The sequence below is a fragment of the Pseudarthrobacter phenanthrenivorans genome, from assembly GCF_000813845.1.
GTDB classification, from domain to species: Bacteria; Actinomycetota; Actinomycetes; order Actinomycetales; family Micrococcaceae; genus Arthrobacter; species Arthrobacter phenanthrenivorans_B.
The window spans coordinates 15,147-29,735 of record NZ_JWTB01000027.1 but is presented as its reverse complement, the minus strand read 5'-3'; the positions used below and the strand labels follow the sequence as shown (position 1 = coordinate 29,735).

Here is a 14,589-nt window from a genome sequence, read left to right as displayed (position 1 = left end):
TGCCCCGGCAGGCCCCAATGACGTGGAGCACCATCGTGGAACCAAAGCCCCAAGAGCACCAGCCCCGGACGAATCCAACGGAGCGCAGGAAGATCATCCTGGACTGCGACCCCGGCCACGATGACGCCGTGGCCCTGCTGCTGGCGCACGGCAACCCCACCATCGACCTGCTGGCCGTCACCACGGTAGTGGGCAACCAGACGCTCGAAAAAGTCACCCGCAACGCCCTCGCCGTCGGCACTATCGCCGGCATCACCGGCGTCCCCTTCGCTGCCGGCTGCCCCCGCCCGCTGGTCCGCAGCATCGAAACCGCACCGGACATCCACGGCGAGTCCGGCATGGACGGCCCCGCCCTGCCCCAGTCCACCATCGAGCTGGACCCGCGCCACGCCGTCGACCTCATCATCGACACCGTCATGGCCCACGAGCCCGGCACCGTCACCCTGGTGCCCACCGCCGGCCTGACCAACATCGCCATGGCCGCCCGCAAGGAACCGCGCATTGTGGAACGCGTGAAGGAAGTGGTCCTCATGGGCGGCGGCTACCACGTGGGCAACTGGAGCGCCGTGGCCGAGTTCAACATCATCATCGACCCCGAGGCCGCCCACATCGTCTTCAACGAGAAGTGGCCGGTGGTCATGGTGGGCCTGGACCTCACGCACCAGGCGCTGGCCACCCCGGACGTGGTGGAAAAAATCGCCGCCATCGGCACCACGCCCGCGAAGTTCGTTACCGAGCTGATGGACTTCTTCGCCCACACCTACAAGGACGCGCAGGGCTTCGACTACCCGCCGGTGCACGATCCCTGCGCCGTTGCCTATGTCATCGACCCCAGCATCGTCAGCACCCGCAAAGTGCCCGTGAACATCGAGCTGCAGGGCACCCTCACCCTGGGCATGACCGTCGCGGACTTCCGTGCGCCCGCCCCGGCCGACTGCCACACCAGCGTGGCCGTGGACCTGGACCACGCACGGTTCTGGGACCTGGTCACCGACGCCCTGGAGCGCATCGGCGAGCCGGGCGCGAATACCACAGTGGACGACGGCGGCCCGCGCCACGGTGCGGACCGTACCTTGGGCAAGGCGTCCGACGTCGGACTTAGCCAAGCTGCCTCCCTCACCGCCGGAGGGGTCAAGTAAATGACTGCCACCCTGACCGGAACCAAGACGGCCCGCGGCAACACCGCCGCTCTGATGACCGCCCTGCTGGCCGCCTGCGTGGCCTTCCAGCTCAACGCCTCCATGCTTAGCCCCGCCCTGGTGACCATGGGCGAGGAACTGAAGACTGACCAGGCCGTCATCGGCCTCTCGCAGACCTGGTTCTTCACCGCCGCCGCACTGTTTTCCCTGTTCCTGCCCCGCCTGAGCGACATCGTGGGCCGCAAGAAGGTCCTGGTGGGCATGATGGTGCTCATGGCCTTGGGGTCCGTGATCGCGGCCCTCGCTCCCGACGTCACCTGGCTCTTCGTGGGCCGCATCATCCAGGGCGTCAGTGGACCCACCGTGCCGCTCTGCCTGATCATGCTGCGCTCCGCCGTCAGCAACCCCCGCAAATACGGCACCCTCATGGGCCTCATCACCGCGGTCAACGGCGGAGTGGCCGGCGTTGACTCCTTCGTGGGCGGCTACTTCGCCGAGCACTACGGCTTCCGCAGCATTTTCTGGCTGATGGTGGTCCTGGCCGCCGCCGCAACGGCCCTCGTCGTCTTCCTCGCCTCCGAAAGCAGGCCCGCAGCGGGTACGCGGATGGACTGGCTGGGCGTGTCCTTCATCGTGGTGGCCGTCGGCGCACTGCTGACCGCCCTGAACGAAGGCTCCAAGCTGGTGGCCGGCTTCTCCTCCGGCACGCTGCTGCTGAGCCTGGCGCTGGTCCTGGTATCCGCCGTCGCGTTCTTCGCCTTCTGGCGCACCGAACAGCGCGCCGCACAGCCCATGGTGGAAACCGTGCACCTGCGCCAGCGCTCCACCTGGGCGCCGCTGCTGACCACTACGCTGACCATGACCGGCATTTTCGCGGTCATCAACGGCATCGTCCCGGCCTACGTCCAGGCCGCGGCCCCCGGTTTCGGTGTAGGCCCCACCGAAATGTCGCTGATCATCCTCACCCCGTACGCCCTGCTCGGCTGGCTGGTGGGCCCGCTCAGCGGAAAGCTGGCGCCCGTCCTCGGGTACACGAAGGTGCTCCGCATCGGACTCCTGGGCAGCATCGCGGCGCTCGCGGTGATCGCGTTCCTGGGCCTGAACAGCCTGCCGCTGATGATCGCCGGCACGGTCTTGCTGGGCATCATGTACGCCGGTACGGTCAACATTATGCTCAACGGACTGGGCGTTGTCCTCTCGCCCGCCGGCAACCCCGGCTTCCTGCCCGGCATGAACGCCGGCGCGTTCAACCTCGGCGCTGGCCTCAGCTTCCTGATCCTGCCCGCCGTGCTGGTGGCGACGTCGGCACTGGGCGATGCCAAGGCGTCCTACCTGACCGTCGTGGTGGTCGGCCTGGCACTGACCGTCGCCGCCTTCGCAGCGTCGCTGCTGATCCCCAAGCCGGTTGAGGCCGAGGTAGCCCCATGAGTGCCGCGGCTGCCGCTTCAGGCCGGATCGTCGTCGTCGGCTCGCTCAACGCCGACCTCACCATCTACTGCGACCGCCTCCCGCAGCCCGGTGAAACCGTCCAGGGCAACGGGTTCGCGGTGAATCCCGGCGGCAAGAGCGCCAACCAGGCCGTGGCCGCCGCCCGGCTGGGCGGCCACGTCAGCCTGGTGGGCGCCGTGGGGGAGGACGCCAACGGCAACATGCTCGAGGCCTCGGTGGCCGGGGCCGGCGTGGACGTCAGCCATGTGCGCACCTCCAGCGAACCCACCGGGGTGGCCGTGATCGCCGTGGACGCGCGGGGCGAGAACAACATCATCATTTCCGCCGGCGCCAACGGCACCCTGTCCCCGGCGGACGTCGCCGGGGCGTCGGACGTGCTGGAGGGGGCCGCCGTCGTAAGCCTCTGCCTCGAGGTGGCCATGGAGACCGTGCTGGCGGCGGCGCAGGCAGGGCACGACGCCGGTGCCACAGTTTTGCTGAATCTCTCGCCGTACGCGGAGATCCCGCCAGCCCTGGCCGGGTTGGCGGATGTGCTGCTGGTCAACGCCCACGAGGCAGCGCTGTTTTTGGGGTCGGAGATACCCGGCGCGGACGCCCCCGATGAGGAGTGGGACGCGGTGCGTGGGCGGTTCGCCGGCCACGGTATCCAGCAGGTCCTGCTGACTTTGGGTTCGCACGGGTCCGTGGTGCTGGATTCCCTGGCAGCAGATGGCTCCCGCGTGGCCCGGATCCAGCCCACCCGGGTGGACGCCGTGGACACCACCGGAGCAGGCGACGCCTTCACCGGAGCGGTGGCCGTGCGCCTGGCCGCGGGCGATGCGCTCGCCGACGCCGCAGCTTTCGCCTCCGTGGCTGCCGCGCTGGCCACCACCCGCAAAGGCACGCAGGCGGCGTACCCCGACACGGCCGACGTCGAACGGCGCCTCCGCATTCAATAACCCATCGACTGCTGAGTACTTGTCGTTTTCAGACCCGAAAACGACAAGTACGGAGCAATCGAATGGTGGGGAATCCTGGATCAGGCCCGGGCCGGCGCGCGGACCGAGGCCCGCTCCACCGGCGGGCAGTTGATCCTGGCGGGCCCGTCCGGAGCAGCATCGATCCCCAGCAGGGTCCGCACCCCGGCGGCGCCCAGCTCGTAGTGCGGCAGGGACACCGTGGACAGCGGCGGCCGCAGGTGGGCGGCGATGACTTCCTGGTTGTCGAAGCCCACCACGGCCATGTCGTCCGGGATGGACAGGCCGCGCTCCCGCAGCCCGTCATAGAGGCCCATGGCCATCCGGTCGTTGTAGCAGTACACGGCGCTGACGTCGCGCTTGAGGAGTTCCGCGGTGGCCCCGTAGCCGCCCTCCTGGTCCGGGTAGGCCTCCATCACCAGCGCCGGATCGAATGCCACCCCCGCATCCTCGAGGGCTTCGCGGTAGCCGGCCAGGCGTCCGTCCTTGGCCGGAGCCGGGATGGTGGCGTTGATGAAGGCGATCCGCCGGTGGCCGTTGCGGAGCAGGATGTCGGTGGCTGAGCGGCCGCCCTGGACCTCGTCCGGAACAACCGCCCGGGTCCCCGGCTCGGTGGAAAAGCAGTTGACCAGGACAAACTCCGCTTCCCGCAGCGGCTCCGGGATGTCCGTTTGCCGGTGGAACCAGGTGGAGTAGAGGATGCCACGGACCTTGTACTCGAGCATCATCTTGATGGCGTCCTGTTCCAGTTCGCCGTTGCCCTCCGTGTTGGCGATGAGCAGGGCGTACCCGTGCTTCCAGGCCTCGTCCTGTGCGCCGTGGATGATCTGGCCGGCGAAGGGGGTGGTGGCCACGCCGTCGGCCACCAGCCCGATGAACTTCGACGTCCCGCTGACCAGTGTTTTCGCCATCGCGTTGGGCCGGTACCCCAGGGTGCGGATGGCGTCCTTGACGCGCTGCCGCGTCTCCTCGGCGATCCGGGCGCTCTTCTTCTTGTTGACCACCAGGGACACGGTGGCCGTGGAGACCCCGGCGGCTTCTGCCACTTCGCGGAGGGTTACCGGGTGGGCCCGTTCGGGCAACCGCGGTGCAGGGGCGGCGGGCACCGCCTCACCTGGCTTGTTCTCCGTTGACATCTTCTGGCCTCCGTCAGGAGTATATCCGCCTGCCGTGGCCGTCATCCCTTGGTCGCCCCGCTTTCCAGGCCCTGGATCATGGCTTTGTTGAGCACCAGGAACACCAGCAGCAGCGGAGTGATGGTGACGCAGACGGCGGCGAAGGTGGCGGTCCAGTCCACCTTGCCCATGGCGCCGATGTAGTTCTGCAGGCCCAGCGGAATGGTCTTCAGCTCCTCGGACAGGACGAAGGTGTTGGCGAAGATGAAGTCGTTCCAGATGAAGATGCTGTTGACCAGGACCACGGTGACCACGGTGTTCAGGGACAGCGGCAGCGTGATCAGCCCGAAGATCCGGTAGGGGCCGGCGCCGTCCAGGGATGCCGCCTCATAGGTTTCCTTGGGGATGTACTCGTAGAAGGAGCAGAACAGGTACACCGACATGGGCAATGAGAACCCGGCCAGCGGGATGATCATGGACTGGTACGTGTCCAGCAGGTTCACCGCGGAGTAGTCGATGAACAGCGGGACCAGGGCGATCTGGACCGGGACGATGATGCCGATCATGAACAGCCCGCGGACCAGTTTGCTGAGCCGGAACCCGAGCACCTGGATGGCGTAGGCGGCCATCATGCCCAGCAGGACGATGAGGATGTTCGCGCCCATGGTCACCACGAAACTGTTCAGGATGTTCCGGCCCAGGTCACCGGTTTCGAACGCCCTGGCGTAGTTTTCCCAGGTCAGGGCGCCGGGCAGGGCGAAGGGATCGCCGGTGGCAAAGTCGTGCTCGGTGCGCAGGCTGGTGAGGAACAGCCACGCCAGCGGGTAGACCTGCACGATCACGATCAACATGACCAGCACGCGGGACAGGGTCCGGAACAGGTCCGGCCGCCGCCTGCGGCGTACGGGCCGCAGGGGAGGTTCGACGGCGGCGGGCCGGGTTGGCGGGGCTGCCTGGGTGATCATGCGTCTGCCTTCCGCTTGAGCAGGAACAGAATGAGGCCCACGGCCACGAGGCACTCGACCACGATGAACACCGAGATGGTGCTGGCGTAGCCGAAGTCCGTGCTGGTGAAGGCCGTCTTGTACATGTAGGTGGTCAGCAGCTCCGAGGACTGCCCGGGCCCGCCGTTGGTCATCAGGTACGGGATGTCGAAGCCGCGCAGGCCGTAGGTGGTGGCCATGATGGTGGTGGTGATCCACACGGGCCGGATATACGGGAACCGGATCTTGCTGAACAGGGTCCAGCGCGAGGCCCCGTCCAGGACCGCGGCTTCCTCCAGCTCCTTGGGCACCGCGAGCAGCGCCGCGTAGATGATGAGCATGTACAGCCCGGTGAAGCGCCAGCCCTCCGGTGCGGACACCGCCGCCAGGACGGTGTTGACGTCCGAGAGCCAGGGCCGTTCCAGGCTACCCAGCCCGATCCACTGCAGCAGCTGGTTGAGCAGGCCCACCGGCTCCAGCGAGTAGATCCGGACGAAGAGGAAGGCGATGGCCACCGTGGAGATCACGGCCGGCAGCAGGTAGAGGGTCTTGATGAGCTCCCGGCCGCGGCGCAGCGAGGTGAGCAGGCTGGCCACCACCAGCGCGCCGCCCAGCTGCAGAACCAGGCAAATGGCCAGGTAGAGGAGCGCGTTCAGGAAGGCGCGCCAGAAGATGTCATCCGCGGTGAACATGCGCAGGTAGTTCTCCAGGCCCACGAATTCCATGTCGCTGATGCCGTTCCAGGAAAAGAAGCTCAGGAACAGGGACTGGAGGATGGGGAAGAGGACGGCCGCGCCGTACAGCAGCAGCGGCGGGAGGAGGAAGACCAGGACGGAGGTCCTGGACCGGTTGGGAAGCATCCTGTTGGGAAGCATGGCGGGCCTTTACTTGAAGAACTTGGGGGCGTTCTGGGCGATGGTGCTGTCCATGGTCTCCGTGAACTGCTGCGGCGTGATTTCGCCCTGCACCAGCAGGACGAGTTCCTGCTGCAGCCGCCCGTTGGTGGTGGGATCCAGCTGGGTGTCCCACGGCATGGCCTGCTTGGAACCGAGGTCCTTGGCCTGGTCCAGCGCCTTCCGGTACAGCGGGGTGGCGTTGGCCGGGACGGTGGTTTCGACGTCGGTGGTGGGGGAGAGCGCCCCGGTGGCCGCGTACTCGGCGGGGTACTTCTGCAGGGCGAACTTAAGGAAGTCGCTCACCAGCGGATCGTAGGTCTTGGCGTTGACGGCCATGCCGATCCCCGATGGCGAAACGAACTCATTCGCCGCCGTCACCGAGCCGGCCGTGGTGGGCAGGGTGAAGAAGTCGATGTTGTCGCGGACGGCGGGGTTGAGCTTGTCCGTGGCCAGACTGGGCAGTTCCCAGGTGCCGATGTTGTACATGGCGGCCTGGCCCGAGGTGAACTGGTTCTGCGCGTCGGAGTAGCCCTGGGCGGAGAACCCGTCCTGGAAGCACTTGGCCTTGCCCAGTTCCGCGAGCCAGTTGACGGTCTTCTGCCCGGCGGGATCGGTGAACTTTGCCTCGCCCTTCTTCAGCTTCTGGACGTACTCCGGCCCCGCCTCACGGAATGCCTGGTAGGCGGCGTAGCGTTCCAGCGGCCATTGGTCCTGGCCGTCGAGCGCGATCGGTGTGATGCCGGCGCTGCGCAGGGCCGTGCACATGGCGGGGATATCGTCCAGGGATTTCGGCACGGACACCCCGGCTTTGGCCAGCAGTGCCTTGTTGTACCAGACGTACTCCAGTTCGTACTGGAACGGGATCATGTACAGGGACCCGTCATCGAACCGCTGGTAGTCCAGGGCTCCTGGGCGGTACTTGTCGTAGATGCCGAGCGTGGTCAGCAGCTTCTCGGCGTCGAGCATCTTTCCCTGCTTCGCCAGTTGCTGGGCGAAAGGCGTGGCGTCGGTGTCGAACAGTTCGGGCAGCTTGTTGGCAGCGGCCAGGGTTTCGAGCTTCTGGATGTAGGAGGGCCGGTCCGGGGTGGTGATCAGGTTCAGCTTGAACCCGGGGTGGTCCTTGCCGTAGTCGTCGGCCAGCTTCTTCATGATGTTGATGACCGCGCCGTCGGCGGGACGGGAGAGCAGCCAGGAGATTTCCCGCGGCTTGATCTCGCCGGTGGGGGCGACGTTGGTGGAACTGGTGGAGGCTCCGCCCCCGCAGCCTGTGAGGGCGAGGGCGGTGACTGCTGCGACGGCGGCAGCGCGGAAGAGGTTTTTCATTGCGGCAATCTCCCTTGATTGGAGCGGATCTATTAGGTGGGTCGGATGGAACGGAAGGGTGGTATTCAGTTGTCGGTGCGCTTGCGAACTTCGAAATCGGTAACAGTAACGGACCCTTCGCCGGCGAAGACGCCTATTCCGCCGGCGGCCAGGTCGTAGATGCGGGTGCTGAGAGCCACCTGCCGGTCCACGACGGCGACACACAGGTCGCCGTCGACGATGACTTCCAGCGTGTGGCTTCCCGGTGCGAGGTCGCAGGGACGCTCAAGTTCGATGGCGAACGGGACATCCCCGGACACCTGCCATTGCCCGTCGCCGGTAATGGTCCGGGGCCAGCGGTCGAAGACCAGCCGTCCGCGCTTCGGCTCGAGGCGGAGGACATAGGAGTGGTCGCCGTCCGGGGTGGAGCGGATCAGCAGCCCGCATTCGGTGGTGCCGGCCTGGATGTCGAACACTGCCCTGGCGTGAAACTGGGTGGGCATCGGGTTGCCGGAGACGGCGGCGCTGTAGCCGTCCGGGACGTCCAGCCGGAGGGGCAGCGTCGGGAAAGGCGCGGCACCGTCCAGCTCCAGAGGCACCTCGTCCCAGAAGCTGTCCACCAGTTCGTCGCTGAACCCGAACGCCAGCGTCCCGTCCGGGTTCTGCCGGGCCTCCAACACCGCCATGGTGCCCGCCCACTGCCAGGCGCCGTCGTCGGAATGCCCCTCTTTGCTGGCGATCCAGCCGAAGAAGAACCGCCGGCCGTCCCGCGCTGCCGTTTTCGAGGCGTAGAACGCGCGGCCGTCCACGCTGTCCAGGGCCGGCACCGTCCAGGGACCGGTGGGGCTCTTGGCCATGCGGTACCGGGTGGTGAAGGTTTCGGAGAACTCCGAGTAGACCAGGTACCACCAGCCGTTCCACTCGAACACGTCAGGGCATTCGTGGGTGATGTAGCGGCGCGGATCCCAGAAAGGCTCCGTGTGGGTCCAGGTCATCAGGTCGGTGGAGACGCACTGGGCGATGACGCCGCGGCGGCGCTCCGGGCCTTCGGAGTGCCTGGCGGCGAGCAGCATCCGCCACAGGCCGGCGGCTTCGTCCCGGAAGACGAACGGGTCCCGCCAGTCGCCCGGCTCGTACCCTGCGGGTGCGCCGAAGGTGAGTTCCGGGTGCTTGGTCCAGTTGTCCATGCCGTCCGTGCTGGTGGCGTGCATAACCAGCTGCAGGGGCAGTCCGTCGGCGCCGAGGCGGGCGGGGTTTTGCCCGGTGTAGAACAGGTGGTGGATCCCGGACCCGTCGGCCACGATGCTGCCGGTGTAGCAGTTGAAGTCGGGATCCGCGCTGCTGCCGTGGGGGAGGGCCACGCCGTGGTCCTGGAACTGGACCAGGTCCTTGCTGGTGACCAGGTTCCAGGCGGTTCCCGGCTTGGGCTCCGAGCGGATTTCGTGAAGGTAGAACAGCCAGAACTCGCCGTCCTTCTGGAAGGGGATAAGGTCGCCAACCCAGGCATCGGCGGGCTGGAAGAAGACGGGATAGCTCATCGGCGGTGATGTCCATTTCTGCTAAAGCGTTTGATCACCTTGAAGGTAGCGCGGAGGGCGGTATTTGATCAAGCGTTTTAGCAAGATTTCTTTTCCCCGTCGATTGTTGCCGGCTCGCCGTGGGGGCTGACGCGCTTAAACGCTTGACCGATAAAGTTGCCCGGCGTTACCCTCTTCTGCTAAAGCGCTTAATCATTTCCGCAGGCTGGGGTCGACGTCGTTCCCGCCGCGATGGTGGCGCTTCCCGGCGGATCCTCCGCCCCATGAGAGGAAGTCAACGATGACCCATGCCATGTCCTGCCGCAATGCCCTGTCCCGCCGCCATCTCCTCCAAGGAACCGGAGCCGGCGCGTTCGCGCTTTTCCTTGGAAATGCCCTGGCCGCTCCTGCCGGCGCCCAGGCCTCACTCCGGGCCAATTTCCATATGACCCCGCCAACGGGCTGGCTCTGCGATCCGCAGCGGCCGGTCTTCCTCAATGGCGCGTACCACCTTTACTACCTGCACTCGGCGCAAAACAACGGACCTGGTGGCTGGGACCACGCCACCACTGCGGATGGCGTGGCCTTTACGCACCACGGCGTGGCTTTGCCGCTGCAGCCGGACTTCCCGGTCTGGTCCGGTTCCGCCGTCGTGGATGCTGCCAACACGGCGGGCTTCGGCGCAGGCGCACTGGTTGTCCTGGCAACCCAGCCCACGGGGGGCATCCGCAAGTACCAGGAGCAGTACCTCTACTGGTCCACGGACGGCGGCTATACGTTCACGGCCCTGCCGGATCCGGTGATCCCCAATACCGGGGGCCGGACCGCCACCACGCAGGCTGAGATCGAGAACGCCGAGTGGTTCCGCGACCCCAAGATCCACTGGGACGCGGCCCGCGGGGAATGGGTGTGCGTCATCGGCCGCGCCCGGTACGCCGCGTTCTACACATCCGCCAACCTGCGCGACTGGCAGCTGCAGCGCAATTTCGACTATCCGAACCACGCTTTGGGCGGCATCGAATGCCCCGATCTCTTCGAGATGACGGCCGGCGACGGCACGCGGCATTGGGTGCTGGGTGCCAGCATGGACGCCTACAGCATCGGGCTGCCCATGACGTACGCCTACTGGACCGGAACCTGGGACGGCCAGCAGTTCCTCGCCGACGATGTCACCAACCCACAGTGGCTGGACTGGGGGTGGGACTGGTACGCGGCGGTGACGTGGCCCGTCCTGGAGGCGCCGGACACGCGCCGATATGCCGTGGCCTGGATGAACAACTGGAAATACGCCGCCCGCGATGTTCCCACCGATGCCACCGACGGGTACAACGGCCAGAACTCGATCGTGCGGGAACTGCGCCTGGAACGCCAGGCCGGCGGCTGGTACAGCCTGCTGAGCAGCCCCATCACTGCCCTCAGCCAGCACGTCACCTCCACCACCACGCTCCCGGACCGGACCGTCAACGGCAGTGCCGTCCTGCCCTGGCGCGGACATGCGTATGAGCTGGAGCTGGACATTTCGTGGGCGGCCGCCACGAACGTGGGGGTTTCCGTTGGCCGCTCAGCGGACGGGCTGCGGCACACGAACATCGGCAAGTATGGCGCTGACCTCTATGTTGACCGGGCGCCGTCGGATCTCACGGGGTACTCACTGGTCCCGTACACGCGGGCTGCCGCACCCATCGATCCCAACGCCCGGTCCGTGCACCTGCGGATCTTCGTGGACACCCAAAGCGTGGAAGTATTCATCAACGCCGGGCACACCGTGCTCTCCCAGCAGGTGCACTTCGCTGACGGCGACACCGGGATCTCCTTCTACACAGACGGCGGCCCGGCCACCTTTTCCGGAATCACCATCCGCGAGCTGGCGGCACCGGCTTGAAGGGCTAGGCCAGTGCGCCGAGGGTGACGCCGGTGTGCTCCGCGAGCCGGGCCAGCAAGGCGTCCTGGAAGCGGGGGTCGTTGGCCGCTGGGTGCGGTGTTTGCCGCTGCCCGTGGTACCAGTAGCCGCCGCTGGAGAGGGCCTCGGGATCGTCGCTGGTGGCCAGCCATTCCTGGGTCCGATGGCCCAGTTCCAGGTCATCCGGGGCTGACCGGCCGCCCATCCGGGTGGGCACCCAACCCGGGTCGACGGCGTTGCTGGCGACGTGCGGCACCAGCCTGGCCAGCGCTGCCGACAACGCAGTGACCTGCAGCTTAGTGGTGGAGTAGGAAGCCGTCGTCGTCCGTCCTGCCCAGTCCAGGCCGTCCAGGCCGGTGGTGCCGCCGCGGTGCATGCCGCTGCTGAGGTACACGAGCCGGAGCGGGCCGGGGATGAGGGCCGTCAGCAGGTAGGGGGCCACCACGTTGACCGGCAGCAGGGCCGGGCCGCTGAGCACGCCGGCGTTGTGAATGACCGCGTCAATGCCGCCGATGCCGTTAGCCTGCTCCGCAATCTGCCGGTTGTCCGCAGTCACGGCCAGGTCCCCGAGGACGCACTGCGCCCCGCGGTCCAGCAGGTGCTGCACCGCGGGGAGCCGCTCCGCGGACCGCGCGTGGAGAATCACCTCGTGCCCCTCCCGGAGCAGCGTCTCCGCCGCCGCCAGGCCAAGCCCGTCCGTGGATCCGGTGATGAAAACGCGTGCCATGCGCGGCCCTCTCTGGATTGCTTTGGTTCCCAGTATCGTCCCGTTCAAGCGGCGTCGGTGGGCGCGGCCCTGTGGTCTATCGCTGCCGTCAGCTCGTCGATCCGCTCCATGGCGGCATTCAGCTTCTCGACGCTGGCCCACAGGTCCGGATGCTGTTCCCGGACCTCGTCAAGGCCGGTACCCGCGGAGCGGAGCGAGCCCAGGTCGAAGCTGACGTTGGTGCGTGCCCCGGCGACGGCGGCGCGGAGGGCGCCGAACGCGACGACGACGTCCGCCACCAATGCCCGGTTGCCCTTGGTTGCCAGCCAGGCGAGATCGTCAATGGCGTCGATGGCCCGTTCGCCCAGGACCGCAGAGGCTGCCGCCGCTTCTACTGATGCCTGCCGGATCGCTTCCTCCCGCTCCTTGCCCGGTTCGAGCCGGAACGCGGCACCGAATGCCTTCGAGGCGGCGGCGTCGTCATCGGCCAAGTCCAGGGCTTCCTTGCGCAGCGCCTGGGCCCGGCCGCGGATCCTGTCCGGCTCGCCGCCGTCGTCATCGCCGTAACCGGCAACCATGGACGTCAGGGACGCCGCGACGGCGAGCATCAGCCCCGTCCCCGCACCGCCGCCCGGGGAGCCGGTGGACTCCGCCAGCGCCCGCGTCCAGTCCGCCACCGTTGAATCCTGCGTGGTCACTTCCTGATCTTCCATGCGGGAACCGTGCCCACCGGACGGTGCGGCTAAACGGACCGCTGGCGTGGCGCGCCGCACGAACTGGCCCAGTTTGAGGGTTCTGTCTGCGGACACAAGGCCCACTTCCGGTGATGGGGGCAGCTAAAGTGGGCCAGTGCAACGCCACCGCTATGAATACGGCCAGGACCCGAGCCAGTGGGGTGAACTCTTCCTGCCGGACCTCCCGACCGGCGGGAAACACCGGGGCGTAGTGGTGGTGATCCACGGCGGCTACTGGCGCTCCACGTATGGGGCCGAATTGGGTGAACCGCTGGCGAAGGACCTGGCGGAACACGGCATGGCTGCCTGGAACCTCGAGTACCGGCGCGCCGGGAACGGCGGGGGCTGGCCCGGCACGTTCCAGGACATCCTGGCCGGGATCGACAAACTCGCCGCGCTCGCCGGGCCGCACGCCCTGGACCTGGGCAAGGTGGTGGCCCTGGGGCATTCCGCGGGCGGCCACCTGGCTGTGTGGGCTGCCGGGCGGGACCGGCTGGGGAGGCTTGGCCTGGCGGCGGCTGACCGTGGGGTACAGGCTCACGGGGACGGCGTCCGCCTGACCGGGGTGGTGAGCCAGTCCGGCGTGCTGGACCTGGCAGGGGCCGAAAAGCTCAACCTCAGCAACGGTGCGGCGGCCACCCTGCTGGGCGGACCGTCATCGGACGTTCCGGAACGGTTCCGGTATGCGGACCCGATGGCCGCGCTGCCGCTGGACGTGCCCGTCTACGCCGTCCACGCCGACAATGACGACGACGTCCCGCTGGCCATGTCCACCACGTACGTGCAGGCGGGCCGCCTGGGCCCAGTGCCCCCGCAGCTGGTCACCGTTCCCGGCGACCACTTCGCGCTGATCGACGTCACGTCGGAGGCCTACCGGACGTGCCGGGAGCTGGTTGGCCGGCTGCTGCGCTGACATGAACTGCTGAGCGCGCCCCGTTTCTGGCAGAGTATGTCCATGCTCACAGTTATCGGCGAAGGCCTTGTTGACGTTGTCCAGCGTGCCTCCGGCATTGAGGCCCACGTGGGCGGCAGCCCGCTCAACGTTGCCGTGGGCCTGGCCCGGCTGGACCACCCGGTGCAGTTCATCGGCCGCTACGGCCGTGACGCCTACGGTGACTCGGTGGCGGCCCACCTGCGCTCCAGTTCAGTGATGCTGCCGGTTCCGCCGGACGACCTGCCCACCAGCGTGGCCACCGCACTGATTGACGACGACGGCGCCGCCACCTATACGTTCGACCTCACCTGGGAGCTGCCCGGCATCGCCGACCGGCTCGGCTTCATGCTGCAGGGCACCACCCTACTGCACACCGGCTCCATCGCGACCATGCTGATGCCGGGTGCCACCGAGGTGCTGGCCGCCGTCGAATACGCCCACCCGTCCGCCACCATCAGCTTCGACCCGAACTGCCGGCCGAGCATCGTCACGGATGTGGACTTCGCGCGCCGGCAGGCGGAAAAATTCGTCACGCTCTCCGACGTGGTGAAGGCCTCCGACGAGGACCTGGCCTGGCTGTACCCCGGGCAGGACGTCCTGGACTCGGCACGCGACTGGCTCGCCCTGGGCGGCGAGGAAGGGCCCGCCCTGGTGGTGGTCACCCGCGGCGCGGACGGGCCGTGGGGCGTCTGCCGGACCGGCGAAGCCAAGGTTGCCGCGCCCCGGGTTGAGGTGGCGGATACCGTCGGGGCGGGCGACTCCTTCATGGCGGCGCTGCTCTCCGGCCTCGTGGACAGGGAACTGGACGGCGCCCAGAACCGCCAGGAACTGCGCGAACTTCCTGCCGAAGGCCTCGCCGAACTGCTGGCCCACGCCGCCAAGGCTGCTGCCGTCACGGTCTCCCGCCCAGGGGCCAACCCGCCCACGCGGGCCGAGCTGAACGCGCTGGGCGGGTAGC

13 protein-coding genes are annotated in these 14,589 nt (G+C 67.6%); 6 read left to right on the top strand and 7 right to left on the bottom strand.

The features are described from left to right. Nucleotides 1–17 precede the first annotated feature (17 nt). Genes RM50_RS14195 through RM50_RS14185 form a run of 3 tightly spaced genes read left to right on the top strand, consistent with a single transcriptional unit; the run spans nucleotide 18 to nucleotide 3,526 of the window. Nucleotides 18–1,139 (top strand): nucleoside hydrolase, encoded by a 1,122-nt coding sequence (locus RM50_RS14195; protein WP_043453879.1) that lies wholly within the window; start codon nucleotides 18–20, stop codon nucleotides 1,137–1,139. Next, entirely contained in the window at nucleotides 1,140–2,567 is a 1,428-nt protein-coding gene (locus tag RM50_RS14190; protein WP_043453876.1) for an MFS transporter, read from the top strand. After that, on the top strand, nucleotides 2,564–3,526 hold the full coding sequence (locus RM50_RS14185) for a ribokinase (RefSeq protein ID WP_043453873.1): 963 nt from the start codon (nucleotides 2,564–2,566) through the stop codon (nucleotides 3,524–3,526). The genes RM50_RS14190 and RM50_RS14185 overlap by 4 nt, the downstream gene beginning before the upstream one ends. An 80-nt stretch (nucleotides 3,527–3,606) precedes the next feature. On the opposite strand, the gene RM50_RS14180 is transcribed toward RM50_RS14185, so the two are convergent. The 5 genes from RM50_RS14180 to RM50_RS14160 form a co-directional block, all read right to left on the bottom strand. Next, the gene (locus RM50_RS14180) at nucleotides 3,607–4,680 is read right to left on the bottom strand and encodes a LacI family DNA-binding transcriptional regulator (protein WP_205622275.1); all 1,074 of its coding nucleotides are present in this window, start codon (nucleotides 4,678–4,680) and stop codon (nucleotides 3,607–3,609) included. Nucleotides 4,681–4,721: 41 nt separating this feature from the next. Continuing rightward, a complete protein-coding gene (locus RM50_RS14175) occupies nucleotides 4,722–5,624 on the bottom strand; it encodes a carbohydrate ABC transporter permease (protein WP_043453870.1) in 903 nt (300 codons plus the stop codon). Then, entirely contained in the window at nucleotides 5,621–6,502 is an 882-nt protein-coding gene (locus RM50_RS14170) for a carbohydrate ABC transporter permease (RefSeq protein WP_043454011.1), read from the bottom strand. Before RM50_RS14170 ends, RM50_RS14175 begins: the two co-directional genes overlap by 4 nt. 24 nt (nucleotides 6,503–6,526) lie before the next feature. Further along, nucleotides 6,527–7,861, bottom strand: a complete 1,335-nt coding sequence (locus RM50_RS14165; protein WP_043453868.1) for an ABC transporter substrate-binding protein — start codon at nucleotides 7,859–7,861, stop codon at nucleotides 6,527–6,529. Between the two features lie 65 nt (nucleotides 7,862–7,926). Next, a complete protein-coding gene (locus RM50_RS14160) occupies nucleotides 7,927–9,378 on the bottom strand; it encodes a glycoside hydrolase family 32 protein (RefSeq protein WP_043453865.1) in 1,452 nt (483 codons plus the stop codon). A gap of 280 nt (nucleotides 9,379–9,658) precedes the next feature. On the opposite strand from RM50_RS14160, the gene RM50_RS14155 reads away from it, so the two are divergent. Beyond that, nucleotides 9,659–11,239, top strand: a complete 1,581-nt coding sequence (locus RM50_RS14155; RefSeq protein WP_052260244.1) for a glycoside hydrolase family 32 protein — start codon at nucleotides 9,659–9,661, stop codon at nucleotides 11,237–11,239. A 4-nt stretch (nucleotides 11,240–11,243) separates the two neighbouring features. Here the strand turns inward: RM50_RS14155 and RM50_RS14150 are convergent, their stop codons facing one another. Both RM50_RS14150 and RM50_RS14145 read right to left on the bottom strand, forming a co-directional pair. Further along, complete coding sequence (locus RM50_RS14150; protein WP_043453862.1) at nucleotides 11,244–11,984, bottom strand: SDR family NAD(P)-dependent oxidoreductase; 741 nt, start codon at nucleotides 11,982–11,984, stop codon at nucleotides 11,244–11,246. A 44-nt stretch (nucleotides 11,985–12,028) separates the two neighbouring features. Then, nucleotides 12,029–12,676, bottom strand: a complete 648-nt coding sequence (locus RM50_RS14145) for a cyclodeaminase/cyclohydrolase family protein (RefSeq protein WP_043453859.1) — start codon at nucleotides 12,674–12,676, stop codon at nucleotides 12,029–12,031. A gap of 136 nt (nucleotides 12,677–12,812) precedes the next feature. Between RM50_RS14145 and RM50_RS14140 the strand changes: the two genes are divergently transcribed. Both RM50_RS14140 and RM50_RS14135 read left to right on the top strand, forming a co-directional pair. Further along, the gene (locus RM50_RS14140) at nucleotides 12,813–13,610 is read left to right on the top strand and encodes an alpha/beta hydrolase family protein (protein WP_043453856.1); all 798 of its coding nucleotides are present in this window, start codon (nucleotides 12,813–12,815) and stop codon (nucleotides 13,608–13,610) included. A gap of 42 nt (nucleotides 13,611–13,652) precedes the next feature. Continuing rightward, nucleotides 13,653–14,588: a carbohydrate kinase family protein gene (locus RM50_RS14135; RefSeq protein ID WP_043454007.1), complete on the top strand. Its 936-nt coding sequence runs from the start codon at nucleotides 13,653–13,655 to the stop codon at nucleotides 14,586–14,588. Nucleotide 14,589 lies beyond the last annotated feature (1 nt).

Bases quoted from the DNA above. Each gene is read 5' to 3' on its own strand.
- RM50_RS14190 (WP_043453876.1), top strand. From the start codon at position 1,140: ATGACTGCCACCCTGACCGGAACCAAGACGGCCCGCGGCAACACCGCC.
- RM50_RS14150 (WP_043453862.1), bottom strand. From the start codon at position 11,984: ATGGCACGCGTTTTCATCACCGGATCCACGGACGGGCTTGGCCTGGCG.
- RM50_RS14180 (WP_205622275.1), bottom strand. From the start codon at position 4,680: ATGTCAACGGAGAACAAGCCAGGTGAGGCGGTGCCCGCCGCCCCTGCA.
- RM50_RS14185 (WP_043453873.1), top strand. From the start codon at position 2,564: ATGAGTGCCGCGGCTGCCGCTTCAGGCCGGATCGTCGTCGTCGGCTCG.
- RM50_RS14135 (WP_043454007.1), top strand. From the start codon at position 13,653: ATGCTCACAGTTATCGGCGAAGGCCTTGTTGACGTTGTCCAGCGTGCC.
- RM50_RS14145 (WP_043453859.1), bottom strand. From the start codon at position 12,676: ATGGAAGATCAGGAAGTGACCACGCAGGATTCAACGGTGGCGGACTGG.
- RM50_RS14165 (WP_043453868.1), bottom strand. From the start codon at position 7,861: ATGAAAAACCTCTTCCGCGCTGCCGCCGTCGCAGCAGTCACCGCCCTC.
- RM50_RS14175 (WP_043453870.1), bottom strand. From the start codon at position 5,624: ATGATCACCCAGGCAGCCCCGCCAACCCGGCCCGCCGCCGTCGAACCT.
- RM50_RS14170 (WP_043454011.1), bottom strand. From the start codon at position 6,502: ATGCTTCCCAACCGGTCCAGGACCTCCGTCCTGGTCTTCCTCCTCCCG.
- RM50_RS14195 (WP_043453879.1), top strand. From the start codon at position 18: ATGACGTGGAGCACCATCGTGGAACCAAAGCCCCAAGAGCACCAGCCC.
- RM50_RS14160 (WP_043453865.1), bottom strand. From the start codon at position 9,378: ATGAGCTATCCCGTCTTCTTCCAGCCCGCCGATGCCTGGGTTGGCGAC.
- RM50_RS14155 (WP_052260244.1), top strand. From the start codon at position 9,659: ATGACCCATGCCATGTCCTGCCGCAATGCCCTGTCCCGCCGCCATCTC.